This is a genomic window from Patescibacteria group bacterium, assembly GCA_041659905.1.
Taxonomy (GTDB): domain Bacteria; phylum Patescibacteriota; class Kazan-3B-28; order Kazan-3B-28; family UBA10110; genus UBA10110.
In genome coordinates this window covers 144,327-169,200 of record JBAZXK010000001.1, presented here as the reverse complement: position 1 = coordinate 169,200, position 24,874 = coordinate 144,327, and the positions used below count along the sequence as shown (strand labels likewise).

Sequence of the window (24,874 nt, the reverse complement as noted above, 5' to 3'; positions counted from 1 at the left end):
GAGTTCCGTCCTTCGCTCTGCGAGCTATGGAGGACTATCGCAGATAATTAATAGGTTAATCTAGAGGTGAGACATGTTACAAATAGGAGACAAGGCGCCCGATTTTATCCTTAAGGGATATTTCAAAAACAAAGTTAAAGATTACAGTCTAAAAGAGTTCAAGGGTAAGTGGATAGTGCTATTTTTCTATCCCGGCGATTTTACTTATGTCTGTCCCACCGAGATTACTAGCTTAAACAGTCAGGCTGACGATTTTAAGAAAGTTAACAGTGTCGTGCTGGGAATCAGTGTGGATAGTGTATATGCCCATCAGAAATGGGCGGAAGAATTGGGCGGGCTGGATATTGTCCTTTTGAGTGATTTCCATAAACGGACTAGCCGAGATTACAACCTTCTTATAGAAAGTGAGGGAACTGCTCTGCGCGGTACGGTTGTTATCGATCCTGAAGGTAATATCAGATATAGCATGACCATAAGTGAGAATGTCGGCCGCAGCACTCAAGAGTTGTTACGAGTTTTGGCCGCTCTCCAGACTGGGAAAATGTGCCCAGCTGATTGGCAGCCCGGAGAAGCTACTTTATAGTCCCTTTGACAATGGGGAAAACTTTCTCCTACACATAGGAGGGCTAAGGTGTTACAATTTAAGTAGTAATATATTGGTTAATCAGGAGGTCGTATGTCTTTTAGCTATCGCAACAGTAAGGGCAAAACCTATTTCTTGCACGGCAAGAACGTCACCCTTAAAGGTGGACGCAAACAGATGATTTATTACTTTGCAAAAGTTGCTGGCGTTGGTGCCCAAAATGAAGTTCCCGCTCTTTATAAAGTAGTAGAGAGCTCTCGTACTGGTTTGCCAATCCTAAAGAAGAAGTAACTCCGATTTCGATATAAAATCAAAACCGCTTCACAAAGAGGCGGTTTTGATTTACGGCTAGTTTCTTATAATTAAGATAGGAGTGGTAGCGCCACGGAGATTCGAACTCCGGTTACCAGGATGAGAACCTGGCGTCCTAACCACTAGACGATAGCGCCATTAGGATGCGTTTATATAATACAATATCGGCCCGATTTATTTTGGTAAACTAAAGGTATGAACATGGAAGGGCCACCACACCAGCCCGATCAGAACAACCCAAGCGATGATTGCGTATGGGTCACAGGAAAACCGGGCCGATGCGAGATAGCTTCGGATGGTTCCATAAAAACCGAAGTAGAGAGTGACCCGAATATATGGCAATTGCCAGCAATAATACCCGGTATAGGATTAGATAAGAAAAAAGATCCTGTGAATTCTATTAAAGAGCACATAGAAAAAGAAGTAGAAATAGTGTCTCCTTTAACTAATGACAATGGGGAATAAAATCAAAGCTGGTTACCAGGTGTCTATCGCCGGCGGGCTGCCTGGCGCATTTGCAGAAGCTGAATTATTAGATTGCGATGTTATTCAAATTTTCGTAGGCCCACCCCAAAGATGGGAAACACCGGAAATCACCGATCAGGAGGCAGCCGATTTCAGGACGGCCTGGCATCGCTCGGGCGTAGAGAAAGTTTTAGTCCATGCCGCGTATTTACCCAACCCGGCCAGCAACCGAGATGTTTTGCGCAATCTCAGCCTCAAAAAACTCAAAGAAGAGGCTAAGATCGCTTATCAAATCGGTGCCGACGGTTATAATTTTCACTGCGGCAGTAATCAAGACGGGGATAAGCCGGGTATCAAAAACGCTGTTGCCACTCTTAATCGTTTAGCTGAATTAACTGATGAAAAATGGCCGGTTCGGCTGATTATTGAGAGTGATGCCGGGGCGGGGAATAAGATCGGGGATACTATCGAAGAGCTAGGAGCTATCTGGAAAGGCTTAAAAACTAAAAAAAGATTTGGATTCTGCTTAGATACCTGTCACATGTTTGTTTCCGGGATAGATTTGCGTACTCCCAAAGATGTTTCCCAGATGCTCGATAAATTTGATAAACTAATAGGTCTTGAACATCTTGCCTTTATCCATATGAACGACGCCATGTTTGATCTGGGCTCTAAAAAAGACCGGCACGAGAATATCGGCAAAGGGTTTATCGGCGAAGAAGGAATTAGGGCCTTACTGACTAATCCAATCATCAGGGAACGTCCACTGATTCTGGAAACTCCCCGGACGGGGGATCCCAGACTGGACATTCAAGACATTAGATTACTCCGCGCTTTAGCCAAGTAAACCGCACAGCATCTAGGGGTTAACATCTAGTATTTAAGGGGTAGGGGTTTAGTGTTAACTCCCCTCCTAACCTCCCTGCCTACCGGCAGGCAGGCCCTCCGTAAGGGGAGGAATCTATCACTTTCAAACGCTTTAACTAAATGAAAATCTGGAATCAATCGGATATCTACGATCTAATTAAAAAATACCCGCAGCAATTCGAGCGGGGATTTCGGATGGCTGAATCTATTCAATTATCTAAAGATAAGAATATTGATCAGATTATTATCACGGCTTTTAGCTACAATGCTGCCACAGCCGAAATTGTCAAGAATCTGTTCGAAAATGATACTACCGTTCCTATTCGTATTCACACGGGTTATGGTTTACCTGCTAGAATTACCCCTAAAACCTTGGTGATAGCCATATCGCTCTGCGGTAAACGGCCAGAGGTCTTATCGGCCACCAAAATGGCCTCTGCGGCTCATGCTCAGGTGGTGGCCATCACCACTGGCGGCGAATTAGAGGTGTTTGCTCGCGAACACAACTTGCCATTCGTTCTCATTGATAAAACTATCTCCGAATTACGCGCTCCGACCAACGGAAAAATGAACGGGGGCATAATGTTAGCTGTTCTTGTCCAGATTCTTATTAACGCCGGAGTATTATCGTCCAAAGCTCGGCAAAACATATTGGCAGCGGTTACTGAAATCGAAAATATGTATCTGCCGAAATTGGGTCATAAAGTGGCCGATCTAGTAGCGGATACCCATTTGCTAATTTACAGTTCTAATACATATATTGGCTTGGCTCATCTTTTTAAATCCTTGTTGAACATTTTTGCGACTATGCCTTGCTTTACAGGCACTATAGCTGAGGCAATGGGAAATGACGTGCAGGGATTTCCGCCAAAAACATCGACAAAATATTTTGTACTGCTTTTTGAAGACACTACCGAACCTGATTTTATTCAACATAGCCTGATTAAATTAGAAGAGAAGATCGTCGCCACTAAATTAAAATATTCTACCCTAGAATTACCCGGTTCCAATCAATTAGCTAAAACTCTGGCAGCTATTATGTTGCTATATTGGATAATTTACGGACTCGGCCAAGAATCCAAAAATTGACCCAGCTGCTCGCTTTTGATACCCTAAACTGTCATTGCTGTTTTGACATATTACAAAAACATAAAGGAGTTGGCTAAATGCCTACTAAACCTTATCATCCACGTCCCTATCGGAAGCAGGTTTTGACAATTGAAGCCAACTCTAGTGATTGGCAAATGATCGCCACCCGCTACCGCATGACCTATGATTATGGGCACTACGCCCGTTGGTTCGGCTTGAGCGCTCGATTAGACAACGGCAGAGTAACATATTGGATAGAAATACCCTCCTCCCCCTGTGGGGCAATCTTTAAACCCACTGTTTATATCGGAAAAACTTGGAGCCGCCGGAAACCATGGAATCGGAAACATGAATTCCAATATGTGAGCAAGCGCAAATATCCTCTCCCAATAAAATATTTTTTACGGGATGTGGAAAAAGCTAATTTTAGGGGTTACCTGACAATTTGGGTCAGTCCTTACAAAAAAATCTGTAGAGTTAATATCCCAACTACTGTTGAATATCTGGAAAAAATCTGCAAACAAAAGGGGTTTGATTCTACTTCCTCGCCAATCCAGCTTGACACTAACGAATGGGGAAACACCCAAGTTTATTATTCTATCAGTTCAAAGGATATATTCTTGGTTGCCGAAGCCTGGAATTACTGGGCAGCCCAAAATAATCTGCCTTTGGCGGTTATTAGAGATAGCCTAAAAGTGTCTTTGCCCTTAAAAGCGGTCATAGTTCTTAAGGAGTATTTCGGTGTTGTCCATCTAAGAGCGACCGAGAGAAGTACTGGTGCCTTTAACTCGATGGTTTGTCAGGACAAATTGTTTAGACTTCTCAAGAAACTAGCTTCAAGCTATGAGGTTAGTGTAAATAATCCAGAAGGACTACCAAAAGACGATTTCGGTTTTAAATACCTCAAAAAGCTTATGACTGGTTATATCCCCTTAATTAGAAATAATCAGTCTCTGGAAAGTCATATAACTTTCTGCTATATCTGGGGTCCCTATACACATGGGTGGCAGATTGATCTAGATTTAACTGCCCATCTTCCAAACAATGATTGTGAACTTGAAGCAGCACTAGAGCTGCTCAAAAAAGCTGACGTTGACCAAGTTGAAGTCACTATGAATAATCATAAAAGTTAGATGTAAACAAAAACATTGCTTGGCTGAAATCAATTTTACCCGCCCTAACCGGCGGGTATGTTTTAATTATTTAAGTTTTCTGGTTAAATGAAAGTGTTAGTGCTAACTTTTTAATATGGAAAACGAAATTGTCAATGTTATAGCCAATAAAGTTACCGAAGAAGCTACTGCCGGGATCTTTGAGCGGATTTTTACCATCTATAATCAATTTATTTCGGTATTCCCGGTGCAGTATCAGTGGGTTGTTTCGGCGATCATCTTTTTTGCTGTCGCTGGATTTATGTGGAATCTCATCAAACGCAACTGGTTATGGCTGATTCTGTTGGTAGTAGTGTTTCCTGGCATTCTTCCGGTGCTACAAAACATCTTTAATTCACTCTCCCGCATGTTCATCGGCAAGTAACTTATAAAACTTAAGGCAACGCCCCGGGATGGGGCGTTTTCTGTTAATGCAAGGTAAGAACAAGGGATACGGTTTTTCACGACGGATAAATGAGCTCGAACATTTCCGATGTGAGCAGAAGCATGTCTACCGGGGTTTGGATTTTCTCGCCAAGCATGGTGGCTTCCCGAGTTTTACCGACTGTTGCCAGATTCTCTTGGACCTCTGTGGCATATACTGTGGCTACTACTCCCGGAAATTCAGCTACTTCCGCAACCTCTTCCATGAGAGATTCGCCAAAGAAGACACCGCTTACTTCCATTCCTCGCAGAGCTGTTTGGACTTCGTCTGGCAAATCTGGGTCACAGAAATTTTCAGTTAATCTGATCCTTTGCCGCAAGGCTGGATAGAGATTATTTATCTCGCCCAGGGGAGCATTCACTATTCCGATCATAAAGCCTGGAATAGGATATGTTTTTACCAAAGTACATTCACCTCCTTCTTGGTGAAGAATAGCATCGTGATAAATTATCCTAACAGATATGGGTAGCTTTGTATATGTTATGATTAAAAAGTAAAAATAATCGGTATGGAACGAGTTTTAGCCAAGGAAGCATTAAAACACACTGGGGAAGTTATCACACTCAAAGGTTGGGTCCATAGCATCCGCAACATGGGCCAAATTGTGTTTATGGACCTCCGGGATGTGACTGGCCTCATCCAGGTAGTTTTTGATGAGAATAAAGCCAACTTAGTTAAAGACATCAAACCAGAATTTGTGATAGCTATTACCGGCAAAGTGGTCAAACGGGGAGAAAAATATCGTAATCCCAAACTAGAAACCGGCGAAATTGAAGTACAGGCAGACGACTTACAAATCATCAACGCGGCGGAAATGCCGCCCTTCGAAATCGATCAAGAAAAAGTGACTGACGAAGAGCTCCGCCTGAAATACCGTTATTTGGATTTGCGTCACGAACGGATGAAAAATAACCTTCTTTTGCGCCATCAGGTTATTACTTATATGCGCACTTTTCTTAATGAACGTGGATTTACCGAAATAGAAACTCCCATCATCACTTCGGCCACACCAGAAGGGGCTAGGGACTATCTGGTGCCCTCTAGAATCTATCCTGGCAAGTTCTACGCTCTCCCACAAAGCCCCCAGCAATACAAGCAGCTTTTGATGGTAGCCGGGCTGGATAAATATTACCAAATTGCCAAGTGCATGCGGGACGAAGACAACCGCGGCGACCGCCAGCCTGAGTTCACCCAATTAGATTTAGAGATGTCGTTTGTCGAAGAAGAGGACATCTTAAAGTTAACCGAAGAATTATTTACCGGCCTGATCGAAAAAGTGGTTCCGGAAAAAGAAATTACTAAAACGCCCTGGCCTAGATTAACTTACGCTGAGGCGATGAAAAAATACAAAACCGATAAGCCGGATTTACGCAAAGACAAAAACGATCCCGATGAATTAGCGTTTGCCTGGATTATAGATTTTCCTCTCTTTGAGAAAAACACTAAAACCGGCAAGTTAGATTCTTCCCACCATCCTTTCACTGCTTTTAAAGAAGGACAGGAAGACCTTTTGGACAGCGAGCCGGAAAAAGTGATCAGTTGTTCTTATGATTTTGTCTTAAACGGATTCGAAATTGCCTCTGGCAGTATTAGAATCCACGATCCCAAAACTCTTACCAAAGTATTTTCGATTTTAGGATTATCCGAGGAAGAAATTCAATCTAAATTCGGCCATATGTTGGAGGCTTTTAAATACGGCGCTCCGCCTCATGGAGGGATCGCCCCCGGCATTGATCGCTTGGTGATGATTTTAGCTAACGAACCGAATATTAGAGAAGTGATCGCTTTCCCCAAAACTGACAAAGCCCGCGATCCGATGATGGACGCCCCGCGCGAAGTTGACGCTGCTACATTAAAAGAATTAGGCTTAAAAGTTATTAAGTAACCGCTATGATCTTCCCCTCCTGCCCGAGGAGGGGTGAGGGGAGGTGGGAGTTTAGATAAACACTCCCCACCTAACCTCCCCTCCGTAAGGGGAGGAACCATAAATATGAAAACAGTTGCCATATTATTAGTTATCTTGAATTACCTCACTGGCTCCACTGCCGTGATGAAAGACAATCTTTGGGGGATTCTGACGGATCCGCAAGCGTATTCTTTACATACTCTAGCGGCTCAATTTTTACATACGGAACCGGTCCGGGATGTCCTTTACCCCGATCCGGTGATCGATTCTACTTCCGCTGTCCTAATGGATCTAGATACCGGTAAGATTCTTTACGCCAAAGATCCCGATAAACAAATGGCGATTGCGAGTATCACTAAAATAATGACTGCATTAGTGGTATTAAACAGTAAATCAAATTTGGATGAAGTCTACACCGTATCAGAAGCGGCTAACGAGGTCAGCGGCTCGCGGATGTATTTAGTAGTCGGGGAAAAAATGAGCATAGATAATCTCTTGCGAGGCGCTTTAATCGAGTCAGCTAACGACGCCGCCTACGCTTTAGCGGAAGGAACTTTCGGCAGTGAAGAACAGTTTGTTGTCGCTATGAACGCGCTGGCAGCTTCGTTAAAATTAACCGGTACTCATTTTACTAACACCTGGGGAGCTGATGAACCAGATCATTATTCTTGCGCTCGGGATCTGGCTAGATTAACCGGTATCGCCCTCAGTAATGAAACTTTTCGCGATATTGTAGCGGTTAAAAAAACTACCGTTACCGATATTTATGGAAAATTGCAACATAATTTAACTAACACCAATAAATTAGTCGGACAGTATATGAATATCATCGGAGTAAAAACCGGCACCACCGATAACGCTGGCGAATCGCTGGTCGTCGCTGCCAAGGGAGAGAGCAATCAGACTGTTATCGTTGTACTTCTAAATAGTCCAGATAGATTTACCGAAGGAAAGAATTTACTAGACTGGGCTTTAAAAGCCTACAACTGGATCGAACCCCTGTAGGGTAGCATCTGGGGATAGCGTCTAGCATTTAGGGGGATGGAAAACTCTTTACAGGAGCTAGTATTCTGATAGATTGGGATTATTCTGACACAGGAGTGCGCACCTTATGAAAAAACGTTCAGTTTCAGTTATCGGATATTTCCTGATTGTATGCGGCATTATTCTAGGTCTTGGCGTGATGATAGTAGGAGAATTCATCTGGGATCCTGCTAGCTCAGTAAGGCCGTGGGTTAGTTACTATGCGGCATGGACCATAGCAATTATATGTCTGGTCACAGGCATGAATCTGCTCGAACAGAGAACTGACAACAATCGGCCCTCACGCAAGTGAGGGCATCGCAGTTAAATAAGTTAAAATAAATCTAGTGAATAATATTACATCAAATTATGTGGTGGCGATCGTGGGACGGCCGAATGTGGGCAAGTCCACTTTGTTTAATAAAATTATCGGACAAAATCGGGCGATTTTAAGCGACATCCCCGGCACCACGCGCGATGTTCTCTACGAAAACACTACTTGGAATGGAATGACTTTTATTATTGCCGATACCGCCGGTGTTGAGCTGGACGCCAAATCGGAATTAGAAAAAGATATTTTTCTGCAAACTAAAGTTGCCCTAGAAGGGGCTGATTTAATTATTTTTATGGTTGACGCTCAGACTGGCCAACAAACTGAAGATTTGAAAGCCGCTGAATTGATTCGTAAATTGAGCAAACCCGTAGTGCTAGTCGTCAATAAAGCTGAAGGGAATAAATATGACAATGCCCTGCATGAATTTTACAAACTCGGGTTGGGTGAACCTATTCTGATCTCAGCCATTTCTGGCAAAGGCGTCGGAGACACTCTGGATTTGGTGGTTGCCCAATTAACCAAGTTGCCTAAACCAAAAATATCGCCATCCGCTCGGAATACTATGGCTACGCCGACAGTGAAGGTGGCGATCGTGGGACGGCCGAATACAGGCAAATCTACTTTAATCAATCAGTTAGCCAAGAAACGGTTAGCTCTTGTCAGCGACCTGCCCGGCACTACCCGAGATATTGTAAGAACAGTGGTGGACACGGGAAAAATCGACCTAGAACTGACCGATACCGCCGGACTGCGGCGGCGCGGTAAAATTGATCGGGGCATCGAAAAATTCAGCTCTTTATTGGTGATTAAAGCGGTTCAAGCTGCTGATCTAGTTTTGTTAGTTATCGATGCTGCCGAAGGAGTACTAGCGCAAGATCTTCATGTCGCTCAGATTATTGAAGAAGAAAAGAAAGGCGTCATTCTGGTAGTTAACAAATGGGATGCGATCGAAAAGAACCCCCGAGTAACTGCCGAATTTGATGTTTATCTGGACGATAAATTTAATTTTCTTACCTGGATGCCGCGTGTATATATTTCCGCCCTCACTGGCCAACGGACCGATAAAGTTATCGGCGCCATTATGCAAGTCTGGGAATCTTTAAATACTAGAATTCCCAGTAAAACTTTGAATAATATTATCAGCGACGCTTATGCGGCTAACCCACCAAAAGGTCGGCGCAAACCGCCAAAAATTTACTTTTCTAGTCAGATCGCTGTAAATCCGCCTACCATTAAATTAAAAGTAAACTACCCCGAAGAATTACATTTCTCTTATTTGCGCTATCTTGGAAAGAAGCTGCGCATTAAATATCCCATGACCGGCGCTCCTATCCGCTGGGAAATCATCAAATCCTCCACATCAGATATGGCATAATCAACCTCAAGCCTGTGCTATAATATATTCGTCATATCCTAACCCATGGGAGGAGGTAAAATGGCTAACCAATTGATTGGTACCGTCACTCACTACTACGACAAGATCGGAGTAGCGATAATTGAATTACGGGACACGCTTAAAGTGGGCGATGCCGTTAAGTTTGTTAAAGGTGGCGATGAAACCACCCAAACTATCAATTCTATCCAGATTGAAAAGGCTCCGGTTGACTCAGCCAATAAAGGTGATATAGTAGGCATCAAAGCTGACCAGCCCACTAAGGAAGGCACTGAAGTTTATAAAGCCTAATTGGTTATTCTCTTCAAATGGAAATGCGCATAGAGAGGGGTCTTTTTCCTGTTCCCCACGGACGCAAAGTAGAATCAACGGCTCGTACCAATCGTGTACGAGAAAATCAGGATACGTATGACAAAACTAATGCTAGCGGTCAACGCGAAGCAAGGGAAAAAAGTGCTCAAGATAGTTTAAGAATCAGCGAAGAATATAAAAAACTCAAAGAAGCTCAAGACGAAAAGTGAAACTGATAGTCGGATTAGGTAATCCAGGGAACCAATACGCCAAAACTCGCCATAATATTGGATTTATGGTAGCGGATGCATTGGCGAAAGAACTGGGACTAGAATTCAAAACCAGCAAAAAATATAATGCTCTTTTTACTAAATCCGCTGATTGGGAATTACTTAAACCCCAAACTTTTATGAATAACTCCGGCACAGTTGTGCAAGCTGTTTCTCGAAAGCACGGCATTCCTCCAGAGAACATATTAGTAATTATGGATGACCTGGATATGGAAGCCGGCAAGTTGCGCTATAGAGCCGAGGGAAGCAGCGGGGGACATCGCGGCCTGCAATCAGTTATAGATAATTTAAAAACCGATCAAATTGCCCGCCTTAAGATCGGTATTGGATTTCCGATAAGAGCTAGGGCAGCCGCTGGAACTAGCGCTGCACGTGCAGCTAGTTTAGAGCGGAGTTTGACCAGCGCACATGTGCTAGGGAAATTCACAGCTGAGCAATTAAAACAAATAAAAGTTGCCATCCCAGCAGCCATCGAAATTATTAATAAAAATTTTCTAAATTATTAAAAGATCCTGGACGAGGCCAGGATTACAAAGCAAGGAATACTTTGTAAGCTAAGAGGGACGACTAGCGCCCTCCTAACTCCTTTCCCCCCAAGTATCCATGGTGCCGAGCTGTAAAGCTTTTTGCCAAACCCCAAAAAAAATATTTGGGTTGGGGCGCCACGAAAGAAGCCGGGAGAATCCTGCCTGCGACGATCCACCCAAGGAGGGTAGGGTGAGAAAAAGTCGCAAGCAAGATTCTGCCAACTTCTATATCTGCTGCTCATTTGGAACAAACAGATAATTATACCACAGCAAAAAATTCAAAGAACTATCTCTTAATTATACCATATAATAACATAAAGGTCAATAAGGAAGTGGATCCGATTCTCTCTGCTCTCGCCCAAAAATTCAGTAGTCTAGAAGCGTACAAATCCTTAATTAGCCGTTCGCGCAAAGACAAAGTTTATATCACTGGCCTGACTAATTTAGGGAAGTTGTTTTTGTTGTCGCGCACTCTGACCGATTGTCCAAAAAAAGTTATCTACATTGTCAAAAATGAGAGCGATCAGATCGCCATCGAACGAGGGCTCCAACAATTAACCGATCGTCCCGTTTATGGTTATCCGGATCTAAAATCAGAACAAATCAATCGTCAACAATATATTCATAATTTTCAAAATCGCACCCTGACCGCCCATGCCTTAAAAAATGGCGAACCCGGTTTGTTCATCTTCTCCGTGCAGGCGCTGATCGAACCTCTGACTAATCCGGCACAGATTCTCACTCTCGAAATTAATCAAAATAAAAACCCAGAAGAAATCCTAGCTGCCCTCATTGCTGCCGGTTACGATCGCCAGCAAAAAGTTTTTCAGGCGGGAGAAATTGCCATGCGGGGTGGAATTTTAGATATTTATCCGGTTAACTTTGCTTCCCCGGTGCGCTTAGAATTTTCCGGAGATACTATCACCAGTATCGTCGATTTTGACCCAGTAAATAACAAAACTGGATCGGCCCGCACCGAAATTACCGTATCCTCATTGAAAAATGAAAAGATGAGCAATTATTTACTGGATGTGATCGAAGCTCATTCGACAGATTATATTTTAGTTTTCGATCAAGCTGACGAGTTATTCCAATTATTATATGAGCTTTACCAAAGCAATGACAGTCAACGCGACAACGGTATTTTAACCACTATCAGTAAACAACTCGAGGGTTTGGCGGCCTGGCATCTTGTTAATATAGCCGCTGACGAAAAAAACTCAGTCCGGTTTGATCTAACTGAAGCCCCCTTATTCGCCAATGATTTAAACCGACTAATTCATGAGGTAACTAAATATACCGACGAGGGTTGGCAAATTATTCTTACCACCAACAAAGAAGCTCAGATCTTACCCGCCCTAACTGATAATGATATTAAATTTGATCGCGAAATTTCTGATCAGTCGGTAATCATCACCCCGGCTTTGCATGTCGACGGATTTATGAGTCCGTCTTTAAAAACTATCTTATTGACTGATAAAGAAATTTTTTCTCCGATTGTGGAAAAATCTGCTACTACCAAACCGACACCAAAAAAACGACAGCTGGCCTTTTTAGCCCAAATTGAAAAAGGCGATTACGTAGTGCATGTCGATTATGGTATCGGTAAGCTCATTGATATCTCGACAATGACGGTAAACGGCGTCGCCCGAGAATATTTAATCATTAAATATGCGGGGGCAGATAAAATCTATGCCCCGATGGATCAGATCGATAAGATCAGTAAGTATATTTCACCGGCCGGCGAAAAACCGACTTTATCCAAACTGAATTCGCAAAGTTGGAAACGCTTAGTCAGCCAGATCCGCAAAGAATCCCAAGAGTTTGCGAAAGAACTACTAGATTTGTACGCCAAACGGGCGCTGAAAGAGGGGATTTCTTTCGACAGTCCGGAGTTTTGGGAAAAGGCTTTATCCGATTCTTTTTCTTATCAAGAAACCCCCGACCAAGAACAAGTTATCCAAGAAATTTTGGGTGATATGGAACAGTCTAAACCGATGGACCGGTTACTGGTAGCCGATGTGGGCTTTGGTAAAACGGAAGTAGCTATCCGGGCCGCCTTTAAAGCAGTTACTTCCGGATTCCAAGTGGCCTTCTTGGCTCCTACTACCATTTTAGTAGAACAGCATTTAAAAACATTTACGGAACGATTAGCGCCTTTTGGCGTTAACATTGCTGCGCTGAGCCGTTTCCGCTCACAAACTGAACAAAAACGCGTCTTAGTAGGATTAAAGACTCGCGAAATCGATATTGTGATCGGCACCCATCGGTTGCTTTCAAAAGATGTTAAATTTGCCAACCTAGGATTGATTATTGTCGACGAGGAACAGCGCTTTGGTGTCCGCCATAAAGAAAAGTTAAAAATGATGCGAGCGGAAGTGGATGTTTTAAGTATGACGGCTACCCCGATTCCGCGCACGCTTAACTTGGCCCTATCCGGCATCCGCGATATTAGTACGATCGACACTCCGCCGGTTAATCGCCTGCCTATTCAAACTACGGTGGCGCCTTTTGATATGGATGCGGTGAAGGATGCGGTTTTACAGGAAATTAAACGCGGCGGACAGATTTATTTTGTGCATAACCGCGTGGCAACCATCGCCTCAATGACTAATAAACTTGAGGAAGTTTTGCCGGAAGTGCGGTTTGTATATGCCCATGGACAAATGCCGGAACGCCTACTCGCAAAAATTATGGAAGATTTTAGCGCCGGCAAATATGATGTTTTAGTGGCCAGCACTATTATCGAAAACGGGCTAGATAATCCGAATGTAAATACATTGATCGTAGATAATTCTAGCCATTTCGGCCTATCTCAATTGCACCAGCTGCGCGGCCGGATCGGGCGCGGTAAAGTTCAGGCTCACGCCTATTTCTATTACCATCCCGGGAAGCTGGCCGGAAAGGCCCTGGAACGGCTTAGAACCATTGCAGGACACACAGAACTAGGGAGCGGGTATCAGATAGCCCTCCGGGATTTGCAGATCCGGGGAGCTGGCGGAGTGCTGTCGAAAAAACAGCATGGCCATATCAGCGCCATTGGGTTAACGATGTACACTAAACTCCTTAACCGAGCGATTGAAGAATTAAAAACCGGCTACAAACCGCGAGTAGATACCATCACAGTAGATTTGCCCATTTCGGCCTATCTCCCGGCTACCTATATCGACAATGAGGCTCAGCGGATCAAAACCTATCAACAATTGGCTTTAGTCGAAACGATCAACGAATTAAAAGACGCCGCCGCAGAGTTAGAAGTCAAATTCGGCAAACTGCCAAAAGAAGTGTTGAATCTGTTCGAATTGATCGATTTGAAAATCACGGCATTAGAAACCCAAAAAGTTGTCTCGATGTTATCGCGCAACGAAGCGGGGATTAGACGAACCCCCGAACAGATTATCAGTGTCATTTTAAATACGGTAGTGAAAGACAGCAACATTCTGAACGCTATTAGTAATTTGAATGGGAAAATAACCGAAAAAACTATCAAAATTCCTTTATCGGCTTTAGGCGAACACTGGTTATCTTCCTTAAAAAAAGTTATTCAGTTGTTAAAATAAAAAGCCCACATAGTGTGGGCCTGGAAAGAAAATAAGCGTTTTTGGGACATTGCTTTCTATTCGACAGACTCAAATAGAATAGCCAATACGGGACTAGATTCTACTACAGTATAGGGAACGTTCAAGTCTGTCGTCTCCATGGTGGAGCTAACTGTATGGCTCAGGCTAATATCCTTAGCAAACCATTGTGGATTATTTTTTATCCAGTGATTGGCTTCGCTTTCCACATGGTCACCATGAAAAACCTCAATGTGTTGTTTTTTGGTCGCATTCGCGTTTTGATCTTGCGACATAAAATCATCACTCCTTCTGGCGGATTTGTTTAGGAAAAGGTTCGGGAGGCTTGGCTCCAGGTTCGGGGTTGATTTTGTATTTGCACTGCCTCGCGTTGGCGTCCTTGATTGATTTCCGCTGTTTTGCTTTTATAAGCAAATACCAACCGAACCCCCAGATGATCACGATCGCCATCGCGGCAATAATACCAATATGAACAATGTCCATTCACCGTCTCCTTTTCATCCCAGCAGTATCGCTGCTAGTATTAGCAGTAAAAGCACAAATATCCCAAGAATATCGGTCATACAGCCGGACGAGCGGCAGGGTGACAAGTTTTTGTGACCTTTTGGCCTGCCAGGTTCGAATTGGTCAGGATTATTTTGCGTGAACATTTCGTCACACTCCTTCAAAAAATTTTGCTGTCAAGAATCAGTGATAAACAGATAATAAAACAATTTGGCGGAAATATCAATATTTTCATTGACTGGGAGCTGGTTTTCTGATAAGGTAGCTTCTTATGAATAAACGGCTGTTAGTTACATTTTGGCTAGCTTTGGGCATAGTTTTCTGGCCCAATTTTGTTTTACCTTCCCAGGCCAGCCAAATTAATGCAATAACAGAATTACCTCTACTGGAACTATCCTTGCCTTTTAACACAGCTTCTCGTTGGAGTAGTGTAGATGATCAGACCCCTGGAATAGTTTGGACTGCAGGCATAAGCGAAATTAAATTCGGCATTCAGAATAGCCAATTTGTAGCTGGAAATCCCGAAACCGATACTTGGTTCGTTTATGGCTGGTTCGGGGCGTTAGAGGCCATTAAACAGCCTTACAATGTGAAATATCCCGAATGGGGCGACCGCCATAATGGGATTGATTTTGCCGGGAGAGAGGGGATAGAAGTGGTTTCTGCTTCTACCGGAAAAGTCATTTTCGCCGGTAAAAAAATTGGAAATACTGTAATTATCGATTCTGGTGATGGTTACCAGATTACTTACGGTCATCTGCAAAATATTTCCGTGAAGAAAAACCAACAGGTTAAAGTAGGGGATCTACTCGGCCATTTAGGCAAAACTGGTACAGTCAATCCGCATTTGCATTTTCAAGTAGATTTAATTAAAAAAGCTCGCCTCGCTTCCGAGTCGAAGCAGGATAGTCGCACTGCCATAAATCCCGTTCCACTTTTTGACACGGAATGGGGGAATGTGATTATTCCGGCGGCTCCCGCCAACCAATTTTATACCGACAACCAAAATCCTTTAGAACAACCTGACTTTAATTGGTAATCCGTTTTCCGGTTATCTAAAATTTTTTAACAGTAATATACATGATGTATACCGTCAAGTTTTGATTTTAAAAACACCCTGTCGCAAAGGATGCGACAGGGCCCCATTATTTGGGTGGGGGTGGCTTTGTTTAGTTAGGGGCACCTCGGAGGGAGTAAGGGGGGATACAGGGCCTCCCTTCTCCCTACCGAGGCTAAGTTTTTATTTGTACTGCCAAACCGCGTACAAGGTTCAAGGGCGAAGGGCGCGCCTGATCGGATTTCGCTATTCCGATCAGGCTGCTAAGTCCCATCGATTTATTCAATCACATCATAATCTACTTACCCAAAATAAAGAAAGGGGGAATGAATCTAACATGTCGCACAATGTATCTTGTGCGACATTAGGTCTATTTGATATCTATTACGGGCTTAGGCGGTTTTAGTCGGTTCGATAATGGCACTTTCGATCGCCGCCCATTCTGTATCATCTTTTTCGGGCACTAAAATCGTTAATTCATCTCCCGGATTCAATTTAAAGTAAGTGACCGAAGCTAAGAGCACCTTGTACGATTTTCCGCCCGCGACCACTTTGTATTCATCATTTTCATGCAGTAAAGTGCCGATAATCTTCTTGCGGGCTATTGGCCCGATTTGTTTATAAATAAACGAACCATCGTCTGCAATAGTTAGCTTCAGCACGTCTCCAGCCACTAATTTAGACTTGCTAGCATAGTTAGCCGGCACTGGGTACTTCTTGCCTTCTTTATCGATCATATACTGGCCGTCAAAGACGCCCTCGATCACTTTGCCGTCCGTATTCAAACCGCCAGCCTTATTTTGATAATCCAATTCCGAAACCGAAGTTCCTAATAAATCTGCTAAAATCTGTTTTGCGGCGGCAATATTAGCCGAAGCTGTTTCTACGAGTCCCCTCAGTTTTTCGAGCTGTTTGTTGGCAGTCATATCTTTAAAATGTTTATTTTTATGCTCTCAGACTATATAATTATACACCCTTAGGTGATTTTTGGCAATATTTTTACTTAGACAGAAGTAGGTTTATCCCCTGTTTTAGGTGGATTAGCTGATTTGGGCGGAAGCTGATTACGCCGGATAATTTCTGTCTCTACTATTCTCCGATCCCGGCCATATTTCAAGCGGGACAAATTCTTCAGGGCTTGCGCCACTTTTGGTCTGGCCTCCCCCATCGGCGGCAGCGCAGTTAAGTTAAATGGCTTGCTGACTGCCCCATCAATCAATAATTTAATATAGGCGTTGCGATTTTCGATGTTAATCAGGTCATTGGCGCTCACTTCCGGGGCAAATTGCTTGCCGACCACCTCCACATCCGTAGCGCCAATAGTAAAGCTTACCATAGTCCCCACATTTCCCAAAACCGCCTCACGGATCTTTTCATCCAACTGTGCCACAAACTGATGCGCGACGATTAAATTTAAATGATATTTGCGGGCTTCTGATAAGATAATGGAAATTGAATCCGTGGTTACATTTTGGAACTCATCAATATACAAATAAAAATCTTGGCGCTCACTTTCCGGAATATCTGCCCGTGATAAAGCGGCCATCTGAATCTTAGACACCAAAATAAATCCGAGCAGGTTGCTGTTGATATCTCCCGTCAGGCCTTTGGCCAAATTGATTAGCAGAATTTTCTTATTATCCATAATATCGCGCAGATCAAAGGCCGACTTAGTCTGCCCGACAATATTCCGCATCATATCGTTACTGATAAACCGGCCGATTTTGCTAACCACATAGCTCAACATATCCGCCGACTGCTGACCGCGTTGCGATTGGGCATATTCTTGCAACCAGAATTGTTTAACCACCGGATCTGTCACTTTAGCCAGCTTTTGATTGCGAAATTCGGTGTCTGTGAACATGCGCGGGATTTCTACGAGAGTAGTTCCGTTTTCGTCATCCGCCAAGAGAGCGAGCATGGCATTACGCATGTAATGCTCGAACATCGGGCCGATGATTTGATTGCTGCCAGTAGGATCGAATAATTTATAGAAAATAGCAATCAATTGGGCAACGACTTCCTGTTTTTGCGCAGAAGTTTTGGCTTCTAACATATTGAGTCCCATGGGACGATCAAGATCAGGAGGATAAAACAAGATCACGTCATCCACACGTTCTTTCGGAATACGCGCCAGCAACCAATCAGCCATATCGCCATGCGGATCTACGACACAGACGCCCTTGCCGGCCATAATATCTTGGTAAGCTAAATTCTGCATCCAAGTAGTTTTCCCCGTCCCGGTTTTACCAATGCAATAGATATGCCGGCGCCGATCATCATCTTCCATTTTAATGATCGCTTCTACTCCCCGATAGACGCTTTTTCCTAAGGTAATCCCCTCTTTTGGTAAGTTACTGGGCGGCGGTAGTTTCTTGGCGCGCATCCAGCGGATATTTGGCGTTTCTAGCCGGGCTGTCGGCAAATGCCAGAGTGAGGCCACTTCCTCGGTGTTGAGAATATCCGGCTTACCTAAACTGAATAACCGGAAAATAAACTGTGTCATCACTTTTTCTTCTGGCAACTTGGCGATAGTAAATCTGTTGGTCTCGGAAGTAAATTGGCTAAAACTACTCAGGATATTATTTAAGTTAATTTTGGCATTTTCGGGAGTAGCTGCGGCTGTGACTAACCGGATGACTACTTCAAAACCTGGCTGAGCCGCTTTTTCGCCAATCGTTTGAATAATTTTTTCTTGGGCCGATGTCAGCGGTTTAAGCTCTTCTGGTTTGGATTTATCGTTGGTTTTACTTGCCCCGGGCACTAACAATCCTCCAATCCCCTTCAGCACGCCTTGAGCCAACGAATCATCAGAAAATTTGCCTGCCTTCATTTGGCTAGCGACAAATTGTCCCTTCTTTTGCCATTTATCGTCCACCGGACGAACTAAAATCTGCACTCCGGCCCCCTCGGCGCTCTCGTTTAATTTACTCAAAGCATTAGTCAGCGCATTGAGCGTATCAGTCTCGAAAGTTTTGTAAGTTCGAATAGGAAAAACGAAGTCTTTCTTCAAAGCTAGCTGCACAGCGGCGGTAGCGCATTGTTTAGGGAAAATATTGGGATCGTCCACTTCTTCCACTGTGGCTTCAGAATACTGAGCTGTAATTTGTCTCTCCAATAACGATGCCAGTGCGCCCGGTACGCTGGCATAGAATGAGATAAATCCTTGGGTAGCTAATATTTCTAGGGTAAGGTACTCGCCGCGCAAAGTTTCTTGCATCGCATGCAAGTTGCGCAATAACACCTCGACTGGGGCGATCAGGTCTTTGAGTTCTTTGGCTTTGTCTGTTTCCGGATCGCCCTTGGGAACAGTAATCCGAAAGAGTTTTCTTTTCAGAGCGGCAGCTGCCTGTTGGCGGACAGAGCTTTGCTTACGATTCTTCGATAAAAAATACCCGCCTACAGCAAGTCCGGCTAAAATTAGAATGGTGATAACTACTCCCCAGAGCATTTTTTGTTTTAGTTAATCCCTACTTTTAGTTTAACAGATCTTCTTCTTGATGTTTTAGTTTAGTCAACAAATCTGTCATTTTCTGTGGCGTTATATCGATTAGACCAGCTTCACTCAATATAAATAATTGTTCTACATCTAAATCTAGCCGGCTGGTTTTGTTTTTATGAAAACGGGTGGCTAATGTTTTGGCCATTTCCCGTTCGTCTGCGTCATCTGAATGGATTCCCTCTTGGATCGTTTCATCTTCCGGGAAAACATTTTCTCCATCTATATCGATTGGGGCAGCTTCATGTCGAGATATTTCTGTTTGTGATTCCGAAACCAACCCGTTATTGCCCGCTGGTTCTTTTGATCCAGAAAATTCAGGAGTGATCGGAGAATGGTAAGGATTTTCGTTTCCAGAAGCCATCTTTTCTAAATTAGCCAATAAAGTTCCCTCCTTTTTGACTCCCTTTAATTATACCACAAATGATCTATTCCGTCAATTTAGCCTCTAAAACAGATTTTATGCTCCCAGCGTCACCTTTTCCGTGTAATTGAGCCATAATTTGACCCATCAAAAACCCAACTACCTTTTTCTCTCCAGCTTTATATTCCACCACTGCCTCCGGGTGTACCGCCAACACTTCAGCTACCGCCTTTTCAATCGTAGCGGTATCAATCTTTTCAATTTGACCAACTAACTCTCCTGGAAGTTGACCGGATTTGTTCGCTAAACCGTATAATTGATTGGCTTCACCGGTAGATAAACTATGTTGCTCGATAGTCTGCAAAAAATTGATCAGTTGATTATCATCCGTCCATGTTTTGGCTATCCAATTAGCTGCTAGTGTGGAATTAATATCATCAACTTGTAATAAATTGATCAAGCGCGCCAATTGGCCAGCTTCTTGCAATTCAACTGTCCTGCCATAGGACAATCCTTTTTCTGCTGCCGCTTGGCGCAAAGCCGCCGGCAAATTAACTAGTTCAGTCTGCCATTTTTTAATGTCCAGCTCCATCAACACAATGGGAGGCAAATCCGGTTCCGGGAAATAGCGATAATCGTTGAATTCTTCCTTGCTGCGCTGGGCCAGAGTGGTGTTATTCTTTTCGTCCCATCCCCGCGTTTCTTTAATGATTTTCCCGCCTCCTTGAATCACTTCTGTTTGTCTGTTCACTTCATAGTCGAGAGCTTTTTCAACAAAACGAAAAGAATTCATATTTTTTAATTCGACCAGGGTACCTAAAGTTTTACTACCAATTGGCGCCATGGAAATGTTTGCATCTACGCGCAAATGACCTTTTTCCATATCCGCCTGTGAGATTCCCAGCGCTCGCACGATTCTTTGCAGTTCCTGGATAAAGGCTTTGGCTTCCCTAGGACTATGAATATCCGGCTCCGTCACGATTTCTAAAAGCGGCGTGCCGCAGCGGTTAAAATCAACCAAGGTGCTGTCTTTGGCATGGACTAACTTGCCGGCATCTTCTTCTAAATGCACGCGTTTGATTCTCGTAGTAAATTCTGCCTTGTCCTGGCCGGTTTCCGGCAGATAATCAATAGTAATTTTACCATTCTCGCCTACCGGGAAGAAAAATTGCGAGATTTGATAGCCCTTGGGCAAATCGGGATAGAAATAATTTTTACGATCAAAGCGTTGGAAAGCATTGATTTGGCAACCCAAAGCGAGCGCCGCTTTCGCTCCCCACTCCACCGCCACGACATTGGTTACCGGCAGAGTGCCCGGAAACCCCATACACACCGGACAAACCACGGTATTCGGGGCTTTGCCTTCCGCATTATTATCACACCGGCAAAACATTTTGCTTTTAGTCGCCAATTGCACATGAATTTCCAGACCAATTGTAGGAACTAATTTATCCATGACTAACTATTTAATTTTCGGATAGCCCGCGCAAAAGTAGCGATAGCTTGCTGGGCTTCGTGAAGAGAAGGTTGAAAATCTATTTCGTGAGCGAGTTTATTTCTTAATTTATGGGCTCCCCAAATATCTTGATAATTGGGTAGAAATTTTTCCGCCGCTTTCAGGCGATCAGCAAAAGTTTCTCCAGAAAAATTCATCTTACGAAAAATAAAATCTAGCAGTTTATCGGCATCGAAGATAGCTTCTTTGCTGCGACCTTGTTCCATCAATTTCTCCACCTCCCGCCATTTAGCGGTTACTAAGGCCTGATCCTGGTGAGATAACCCTCGCCGCGATTTTAATCCTCGGGTAACTAGCCACAGCAATGCTAAACCGACCACTAAGATAATCAATAAATACCATATTGTCATCGCCAGCTTTGTTGTTTAATAATTAGTTCTTGGCGCCACGGCATATCCTGAGTGGATTGCTCAAAAGCGTAAGCCGTTCGCATAATTAAACTCTCGCTTAATTGAGGCCCCATAACTTGCAAACCCACCGGCAAGCCCTCAATCATGCCACAAGGAACGGAGATGGCAGGAATGCCGACAATATTAGCGGATACGGTTAACAAATCCGCCATATACATCGCCAAGGGATCGTTCACTTTTTCGCCTAATTTAAAGGCAGTAGTGGGGGTGGTTGGCGTGATAATTACATCCACTTTTTTGAAAGCTTCGTCAAAATCTTGTTTGATCAATGTCGCAACTTTGCGGGCTCGATCATAATAAGCATCGCGAAATCCGGCCGAAGTGGCATAAGTGCCCAACATAATTCTCCGCTTTACTTCCGGGCCAAATCCCGCCGCCCGAGTTTTTCGATACATTTCAGTAATGGTTTCTATTTTGTCATCACCACCCGCGGACAATCCATATTTTACTCCGTCGTAACGCGCTAAATTAGCCGATACTTCTGCCGGTTGAATAATATAATAAGTAGCTAACGCTTGCTTGGTGTAAGGCAAATTAATATCAATAATTTCCGCTCCCAAAGATTTCATGTGCTGGATAGCGGATTGCACAGCCGTACAAATGTTTGCATCAATGCCGGTATCAAAACATTCAGCTGGAACGCCGATCCGGAGTCCTTTAATATCCTGTTTAATTTCTTGTACATAATTAGGCACGGGGGCATCTAAAGAAGTTGCATCTAGTTCATCCTTACCGGCAATCGTTTGTAAAACTAAAGCACAGTCTTCGACTGTATTAGCCACAGGGCTGATCTGATCCAGAGAACTCGCCATCGCCACTAATCCATAGCGACTAACACGGCCATAGGTGGGTTTAATGCCCACTACACCGCAAAAAGCTGCTGGCTGGCGTACCGACCCAGCTGTGTCGCTCCCGAGGGCAAATGGCACCACTCCTGCCGCCACAGCGGCCACAGAACCGCCCGAACTGCCCCCCGGCACTCGAGTTATATCCACTGGATTCTTAGTCGGACCAAACGCAGAATTTTCCGTCGATGCACCCATGGCAAATTCGTCTAAATTTGCCTTGCCGGCTACCCAGACCCCGGCTTGTTTCAATTTCGTTATCACAGTTGCTTCATACGGAGAATGAAAATCCTTGAGTATTTTAGAAGCACAAGTGGTCGGAAAATCCAATGTTGTGATGTTGTCTTTTATTAAACAGGGTACATTTAAAATGCCTTTGTCCAGCTTACTAGGTTTATCAGCTACAGAAATTAAAATATTTAGCTTATTTTGAGCTAATTTAATGTCAGCTAAACACTGGGTTAAATCTATTTTTTTCGCTTCCGCAATATTCATATATTACTCTGTGTCATTCCGGACTTGATCCGGAATCTAGGCCTGGATCCCGGATCCTGATTCACCTCTGGCAATCCGGTCCGGGATGACAATTTTTAATTCTTTATGTGGCTCTGCCAAAAATACTTTTTACTTTAATGTAGCCTTTTTCTTGCGCTGGCGCATTCACCAATAGTTTTTCTCTCGGAATACTACCCTCCCTCACTTCATCTTGAGCCAGTTGGTTAGTCAGCCCGGTGATTTGCCCGACGGCCTCAACTTGACTGATGTCAACCGACTGCAACTCGGCCACATACCCCAAAATGGCTGATAGTTGGTCGGCATATTGCACACTTTCAGCGTCAGTCAGCTCCAGTTTGGCCAAATTGGCCACCCACTGGACTTCTTTTTCATCTAAACTCATAAGATTATTATACCTTGAAGTTTTGACTCTCCCAATGATACAAAAAAGGCCTGGTAATTCCCAGGCCTCGATCAAAGCGCTTTAGCAGTCTGTGTTTTAATTTACTGCCCATCTTCGAGCAACACTTGCTCTGCTACTTTCCACAAGTCCTGAGCATATCCAGGAGCAGAAATAATGTGTGCCAGACAGAACTCTTCTCTCTCCGAACCATCAACGCTAGATAATGCCAGAATAATAATACCCTGGAATCCACCAACTTCATTGATAATCTTCCAGGCAGTCTCTCCGGCATTTTCAGATTTGCGCATATCAATGGTAGTGTAATTCTGCTTGCAAAGCCGGACATAGGAGAGTAACTCTTCATGGAGCGTGCTTGCCAGACTGGTATTGATATTACCGATGGGAAAATATGTTCCCGCAGCTTCCATTGGCAGAACTAGACCCATTCCAGTCCAGCCCGATTGATTTTGAAGAAATGTAGTGATCCGGTACACCGATGGGGCCACTGTTGCGGCAATTGTCGCTGGATCGTCGTAATTATTATTCTTATTCACAAGGTTCACCTCTCTCTTTTTGAGAAATTTGGTAATTTCAATATACAGACTCTAGAGAAAAAATCAACTCTAGGACTAGTAAATCTAATTTATAGAGGCTTGGTTACCTGATCTCGTATCTCAGATTAACATTCACGATAAATTCTTGAGAACCAGGTTGCACGTTCACATCTACGGCTGGGGTCGGGGATGAAATAGTTTTTTCTCCTCCCCCCATACCATAGCCATACATCGGCGTTACACCGCCTGGAGAATATTCATCAATCGAAAGCAAGCGACCCAATCTAAATCCACCGGCTTTAGCCATTGACCGAGCTTTGTCGGTGGCTTTTTTCATCGCCTCTTCCCGAGCTTGATTTTCGACGGCGGTTTTGTCATCTACAGTTAATTCGAGACCAGAAACTTCGTTGGCGCCTTTTTCGGTCACCCCTGAAAGTAGCGCACCGGCTTTGTCTAAATCTTTAGTTTTAACAGAAGTGATGTTTCTGACTTCATAACCATTGATCTTAGGCGGAGGACAGGCTCCTTCCCGACATACCGGATAGCTATATTGCGGATTTAGATAATATCCTTCTGTTTTAATATCTTTTTTATCAATACCTTGATCTTGTAGATATTTGATGATGGCATTGACTTTAGTGGTGTTGTCTTTCTGTAATTTCACCGGGTCAGTACCGCCCTGTGTTACTACCGTAAAGGTAAATTTAGCGGTATCTGGCACCATCACCACCTTGCCTTCGGCACTCACACTAAAAGCCGAGGCCGGCTGCATCGTCCGCGAATAAGCATAGACATACGCTACGGCACTAAGCGCGAAAACGATCAAAGCCCCAATAATTGTCCACTTGAAGTAATCTCTATTCTTCCAATCCATAATCCCTCCACATCGTTAGATGTGTCCCGCTTCCCGATACTTACTGGATCGGGACATCGGGACAACTTTATTATTATCACTCCCATTCTAACAGATTTT

27 protein-coding genes and 1 tRNA gene are annotated in these 24,874 nt (G+C 43.7%); 15 read left to right on the top strand and 13 right to left on the bottom strand.

The features are described 5' to 3' along the window. Window positions 1–73: 73 nt before the first annotated feature. Together WC805_00915 and WC805_00910 are read left to right on the top strand one after the other, a co-directional pair. Window positions 74–583 carry a peroxiredoxin gene (locus tag WC805_00915; GenBank protein MFA5967065.1) on the top strand — a complete coding sequence of 170 codons (510 nt, stop codon included), beginning with the start codon at window positions 74–76 and terminating at the stop codon, window positions 581–583. A gap of 93 nt (window positions 584–676) precedes the next feature. Further along, complete coding sequence (locus WC805_00910) at window positions 677–874, top strand: hypothetical protein (GenBank protein MFA5967064.1); 198 nt, start codon at window positions 677–679, stop codon at window positions 872–874. 83 nt (window positions 875–957) lie between these two features. On the opposite strand, the gene WC805_00905 is transcribed toward WC805_00910, so the two are convergent. Beyond that, a tRNA-Glu gene (locus WC805_00905) sits at window positions 958–1,032 on the bottom strand. Between the two features lie 58 nt (window positions 1,033–1,090). Here WC805_00905 and WC805_00900 point away from each other — a divergent pair. From WC805_00900 to WC805_00880, 5 genes are all read left to right on the top strand, one after another. Next, the gene (locus WC805_00900; GenBank protein ID MFA5967063.1) at window positions 1,091–1,360 is read left to right on the top strand and encodes a hypothetical protein; all 270 of its coding nucleotides are present in this window, start codon (window positions 1,091–1,093) and stop codon (window positions 1,358–1,360) included. Then, window positions 1,344–2,207 carry a deoxyribonuclease IV gene (locus tag WC805_00895; protein ID MFA5967062.1) on the top strand — a complete coding sequence of 288 codons (864 nt, stop codon included), beginning with the start codon at window positions 1,344–1,346 and terminating at the stop codon, window positions 2,205–2,207. The genes WC805_00900 and WC805_00895 overlap by 17 nt, the downstream gene beginning before the upstream one ends. Before the next feature lie 140 nt (window positions 2,208–2,347). Further along, window positions 2,348–3,316 carry an SIS domain-containing protein gene (locus WC805_00890; GenBank protein MFA5967061.1) on the top strand — a complete coding sequence of 323 codons (969 nt, stop codon included), beginning with the start codon at window positions 2,348–2,350 and terminating at the stop codon, window positions 3,314–3,316. A gap of 77 nt (window positions 3,317–3,393) precedes the next feature. After that, complete coding sequence (locus WC805_00885; GenBank protein MFA5967060.1) at window positions 3,394–4,449, top strand: hypothetical protein; 1,056 nt, start codon at window positions 3,394–3,396, stop codon at window positions 4,447–4,449. Window positions 4,450–4,564: 115 nt separating this feature from the next. Continuing rightward, a complete protein-coding gene (locus WC805_00880) occupies window positions 4,565–4,852 on the top strand; it encodes a hypothetical protein (GenBank protein ID MFA5967059.1) in 288 nt (95 codons plus the stop codon). A gap of 76 nt (window positions 4,853–4,928) precedes the next feature. Here WC805_00880 and WC805_00875 read toward each other — a convergent pair whose 3' ends face one another. Beyond that, the gene (locus WC805_00875) at window positions 4,929–5,285 is read right to left on the bottom strand and encodes a hypothetical protein (GenBank protein ID MFA5967058.1); all 357 of its coding nucleotides are present in this window, start codon (window positions 5,283–5,285) and stop codon (window positions 4,929–4,931) included. A 135-nt stretch (window positions 5,286–5,420) separates the two neighbouring features. Here WC805_00875 and aspS point away from each other — a divergent pair, with 135 nt between their 5' ends. The 7 genes from aspS to mfd all read left to right on the top strand — a co-directional run bounded on the left by aspS (window position 5,421) and on the right by mfd (window position 14,236). Further along, on the top strand, window positions 5,421–6,797 hold the full coding sequence (gene aspS / locus WC805_00870; GenBank protein MFA5967057.1) for an aspartate--tRNA ligase: 1,377 nt from the start codon (window positions 5,421–5,423) through the stop codon (window positions 6,795–6,797). 105 nt (window positions 6,798–6,902) lie between these two features. Beyond that, the gene (locus tag WC805_00865; protein ID MFA5967056.1) at window positions 6,903–7,823 is read left to right on the top strand and encodes a D-alanyl-D-alanine carboxypeptidase family protein; all 921 of its coding nucleotides are present in this window, start codon (window positions 6,903–6,905) and stop codon (window positions 7,821–7,823) included. Window positions 7,824–8,188: 365 nt separating this feature from the next. Further along, window positions 8,189–9,550, top strand: coding sequence for a ribosome biogenesis GTPase Der (gene der, locus WC805_00860; GenBank protein ID MFA5967055.1), 1,362 nt, complete (start codon window positions 8,189–8,191; stop codon window positions 9,548–9,550). A gap of 60 nt (window positions 9,551–9,610) precedes the next feature. Next, complete coding sequence (locus WC805_00855) at window positions 9,611–9,859, top strand: U32 family peptidase C-terminal domain-containing protein (protein ID MFA5967054.1); 249 nt, start codon at window positions 9,611–9,613, stop codon at window positions 9,857–9,859. 17 nt (window positions 9,860–9,876) lie between these two features. Continuing rightward, window positions 9,877–10,089 (top strand): hypothetical protein, encoded by a 213-nt coding sequence (locus tag WC805_00850; protein MFA5967053.1) that lies wholly within the window; start codon window positions 9,877–9,879, stop codon window positions 10,087–10,089. After that, window positions 10,086–10,655, top strand: coding sequence for an aminoacyl-tRNA hydrolase (pth, locus tag WC805_00845; GenBank protein MFA5967052.1), 570 nt, complete (start codon window positions 10,086–10,088; stop codon window positions 10,653–10,655). The genes WC805_00850 and pth overlap by 4 nt, the downstream gene beginning before the upstream one ends. 353 nt (window positions 10,656–11,008) lie before the next feature. After that, the gene (mfd, locus tag WC805_00840) at window positions 11,009–14,236 is read left to right on the top strand and encodes a transcription-repair coupling factor (protein MFA5967051.1); all 3,228 of its coding nucleotides are present in this window, start codon (window positions 11,009–11,011) and stop codon (window positions 14,234–14,236) included. Between the two features lie 56 nt (window positions 14,237–14,292). On the opposite strand, the gene WC805_00835 is transcribed toward mfd, so the two are convergent. Together WC805_00835 and WC805_00830 are read right to left on the bottom strand one after the other, a co-directional pair. Continuing rightward, complete coding sequence (locus tag WC805_00835) at window positions 14,293–14,529, bottom strand: hypothetical protein (GenBank protein MFA5967050.1); 237 nt, start codon at window positions 14,527–14,529, stop codon at window positions 14,293–14,295. Window positions 14,530–14,536: 7 nt separating this feature from the next. After that, on the bottom strand, window positions 14,537–14,737 hold the full coding sequence (locus tag WC805_00830; GenBank protein MFA5967049.1) for a hypothetical protein: 201 nt from the start codon (window positions 14,735–14,737) through the stop codon (window positions 14,537–14,539). Window positions 14,738–15,029: 292 nt separating this feature from the next. Here WC805_00830 and WC805_00825 point away from each other — a divergent pair, with 292 nt between their 5' ends. After that, window positions 15,030–15,797, top strand: coding sequence for a M23 family metallopeptidase (locus WC805_00825; protein ID MFA5967048.1), 768 nt, complete (start codon window positions 15,030–15,032; stop codon window positions 15,795–15,797). A gap of 410 nt (window positions 15,798–16,207) precedes the next feature. Here the strand turns inward: WC805_00825 and WC805_00820 are convergent, their stop codons facing one another. The 9 genes from WC805_00820 to WC805_00780 form a co-directional block, all read right to left on the bottom strand. Beyond that, window positions 16,208–16,741, bottom strand: coding sequence for a hypothetical protein (locus WC805_00820; GenBank protein MFA5967047.1), 534 nt, complete (start codon window positions 16,739–16,741; stop codon window positions 16,208–16,210). A gap of 77 nt (window positions 16,742–16,818) precedes the next feature. Then, on the bottom strand, window positions 16,819–19,266 hold the full coding sequence (locus WC805_00815; protein ID MFA5967046.1) for a type IV secretion system DNA-binding domain-containing protein: 2,448 nt from the start codon (window positions 19,264–19,266) through the stop codon (window positions 16,819–16,821). A 25-nt stretch (window positions 19,267–19,291) separates the two neighbouring features. Next, window positions 19,292–19,696 carry a hypothetical protein gene (locus tag WC805_00810; protein ID MFA5967045.1) on the bottom strand — a complete coding sequence of 135 codons (405 nt, stop codon included), beginning with the start codon at window positions 19,694–19,696 and terminating at the stop codon, window positions 19,292–19,294. 46 nt (window positions 19,697–19,742) lie between these two features. Next, on the bottom strand, window positions 19,743–21,134 hold the full coding sequence (gene gatB / locus WC805_00805) for an Asp-tRNA(Asn)/Glu-tRNA(Gln) amidotransferase subunit GatB (GenBank protein ID MFA5967044.1): 1,392 nt from the start codon (window positions 21,132–21,134) through the stop codon (window positions 19,743–19,745). Between the two features lie 2 nt (window positions 21,135–21,136). After that, window positions 21,137–21,544, bottom strand: a complete 408-nt coding sequence (locus WC805_00800) for a hypothetical protein (GenBank protein ID MFA5967043.1) — start codon at window positions 21,542–21,544, stop codon at window positions 21,137–21,139. After that, window positions 21,541–22,944 carry an Asp-tRNA(Asn)/Glu-tRNA(Gln) amidotransferase subunit GatA gene (gatA, locus tag WC805_00795; GenBank protein MFA5967042.1) on the bottom strand — a complete coding sequence of 468 codons (1,404 nt, stop codon included), beginning with the start codon at window positions 22,942–22,944 and terminating at the stop codon, window positions 21,541–21,543. Before gatA ends, WC805_00800 begins: the two co-directional genes overlap by 4 nt. A 103-nt stretch (window positions 22,945–23,047) precedes the next feature. Then, window positions 23,048–23,347, bottom strand: a complete 300-nt coding sequence (gene gatC / locus WC805_00790; GenBank protein MFA5967041.1) for an Asp-tRNA(Asn)/Glu-tRNA(Gln) amidotransferase subunit GatC — start codon at window positions 23,345–23,347, stop codon at window positions 23,048–23,050. Window positions 23,348–23,448: 101 nt separating this feature from the next. Then, a complete protein-coding gene (locus WC805_00785; GenBank protein ID MFA5967040.1) occupies window positions 23,449–23,910 on the bottom strand; it encodes a hypothetical protein in 462 nt (153 codons plus the stop codon). Between the two features lie 94 nt (window positions 23,911–24,004). Beyond that, window positions 24,005–24,775 (bottom strand): SIMPL domain-containing protein, encoded by a 771-nt coding sequence (locus WC805_00780; GenBank protein ID MFA5967039.1) that lies wholly within the window; start codon window positions 24,773–24,775, stop codon window positions 24,005–24,007. Window positions 24,776–24,874 lie beyond the last annotated feature (99 nt).

What these genes read in the sequence shown, in the direction of transcription:
- WC805_00800 (MFA5967043.1), bottom strand. Translation starts at nt 21,544, where the DNA reads ATGACAATATGGTATTTATTGATTATCTTAGTGGTCGGTTTAGCATTG.
- WC805_00780 (MFA5967039.1), bottom strand. Translation starts at nt 24,775, where the DNA reads ATGGATTGGAAGAATAGAGATTACTTCAAGTGGACAATTATTGGGGCT.
- WC805_00850 (MFA5967053.1), top strand. Translation starts at nt 9,877, where the DNA reads ATGGAAATGCGCATAGAGAGGGGTCTTTTTCCTGTTCCCCACGGACGC.
- WC805_00875 (MFA5967058.1), bottom strand. Translation starts at nt 5,285, where the DNA reads ATGATCGGAATAGTGAATGCTCCCCTGGGCGAGATAAATAATCTCTAT.
- WC805_00855 (MFA5967054.1), top strand. Translation starts at nt 9,611, where the DNA reads ATGGCTAACCAATTGATTGGTACCGTCACTCACTACTACGACAAGATC.
- WC805_00830 (MFA5967049.1), bottom strand. Translation starts at nt 14,737, where the DNA reads ATGGACATTGTTCATATTGGTATTATTGCCGCGATGGCGATCGTGATC.
- WC805_00815 (MFA5967046.1), bottom strand. Translation starts at nt 19,266, where the DNA reads ATGCTCTGGGGAGTAGTTATCACCATTCTAATTTTAGCCGGACTTGCT.
- WC805_00915 (MFA5967065.1), top strand. Translation starts at nt 74, where the DNA reads ATGTTACAAATAGGAGACAAGGCGCCCGATTTTATCCTTAAGGGATAT.
- gatA (MFA5967042.1), bottom strand. Translation starts at nt 22,944, where the DNA reads ATGAATATTGCGGAAGCGAAAAAAATAGATTTAACCCAGTGTTTAGCT.
- gatC (MFA5967041.1), bottom strand. Translation starts at nt 23,347, where the DNA reads ATGAGTTTAGATGAAAAAGAAGTCCAGTGGGTGGCCAATTTGGCCAAA.
- WC805_00825 (MFA5967048.1), top strand. Translation starts at nt 15,030, where the DNA reads ATGAATAAACGGCTGTTAGTTACATTTTGGCTAGCTTTGGGCATAGTT.
- gatB (MFA5967044.1), bottom strand. Translation starts at nt 21,134, where the DNA reads ATGGATAAATTAGTTCCTACAATTGGTCTGGAAATTCATGTGCAATTG.
- aspS (MFA5967057.1), top strand. Translation starts at nt 5,421, where the DNA reads ATGGAACGAGTTTTAGCCAAGGAAGCATTAAAACACACTGGGGAAGTT.
- WC805_00880 (MFA5967059.1), top strand. Translation starts at nt 4,565, where the DNA reads ATGGAAAACGAAATTGTCAATGTTATAGCCAATAAAGTTACCGAAGAA.
- WC805_00835 (MFA5967050.1), bottom strand. Translation starts at nt 14,529, where the DNA reads ATGTCGCAAGATCAAAACGCGAATGCGACCAAAAAACAACACATTGAG.
- WC805_00885 (MFA5967060.1), top strand. Translation starts at nt 3,394, where the DNA reads ATGCCTACTAAACCTTATCATCCACGTCCCTATCGGAAGCAGGTTTTG.
- WC805_00895 (MFA5967062.1), top strand. Translation starts at nt 1,344, where the DNA reads ATGACAATGGGGAATAAAATCAAAGCTGGTTACCAGGTGTCTATCGCC.
- WC805_00820 (MFA5967047.1), bottom strand. Translation starts at nt 16,741, where the DNA reads ATGACTGCCAACAAACAGCTCGAAAAACTGAGGGGACTCGTAGAAACA.
- WC805_00900 (MFA5967063.1), top strand. Translation starts at nt 1,091, where the DNA reads ATGAACATGGAAGGGCCACCACACCAGCCCGATCAGAACAACCCAAGC.
- WC805_00865 (MFA5967056.1), top strand. Translation starts at nt 6,903, where the DNA reads ATGAAAACAGTTGCCATATTATTAGTTATCTTGAATTACCTCACTGGC.
- WC805_00910 (MFA5967064.1), top strand. Translation starts at nt 677, where the DNA reads ATGTCTTTTAGCTATCGCAACAGTAAGGGCAAAACCTATTTCTTGCAC.
- WC805_00890 (MFA5967061.1), top strand. Translation starts at nt 2,348, where the DNA reads ATGAAAATCTGGAATCAATCGGATATCTACGATCTAATTAAAAAATAC.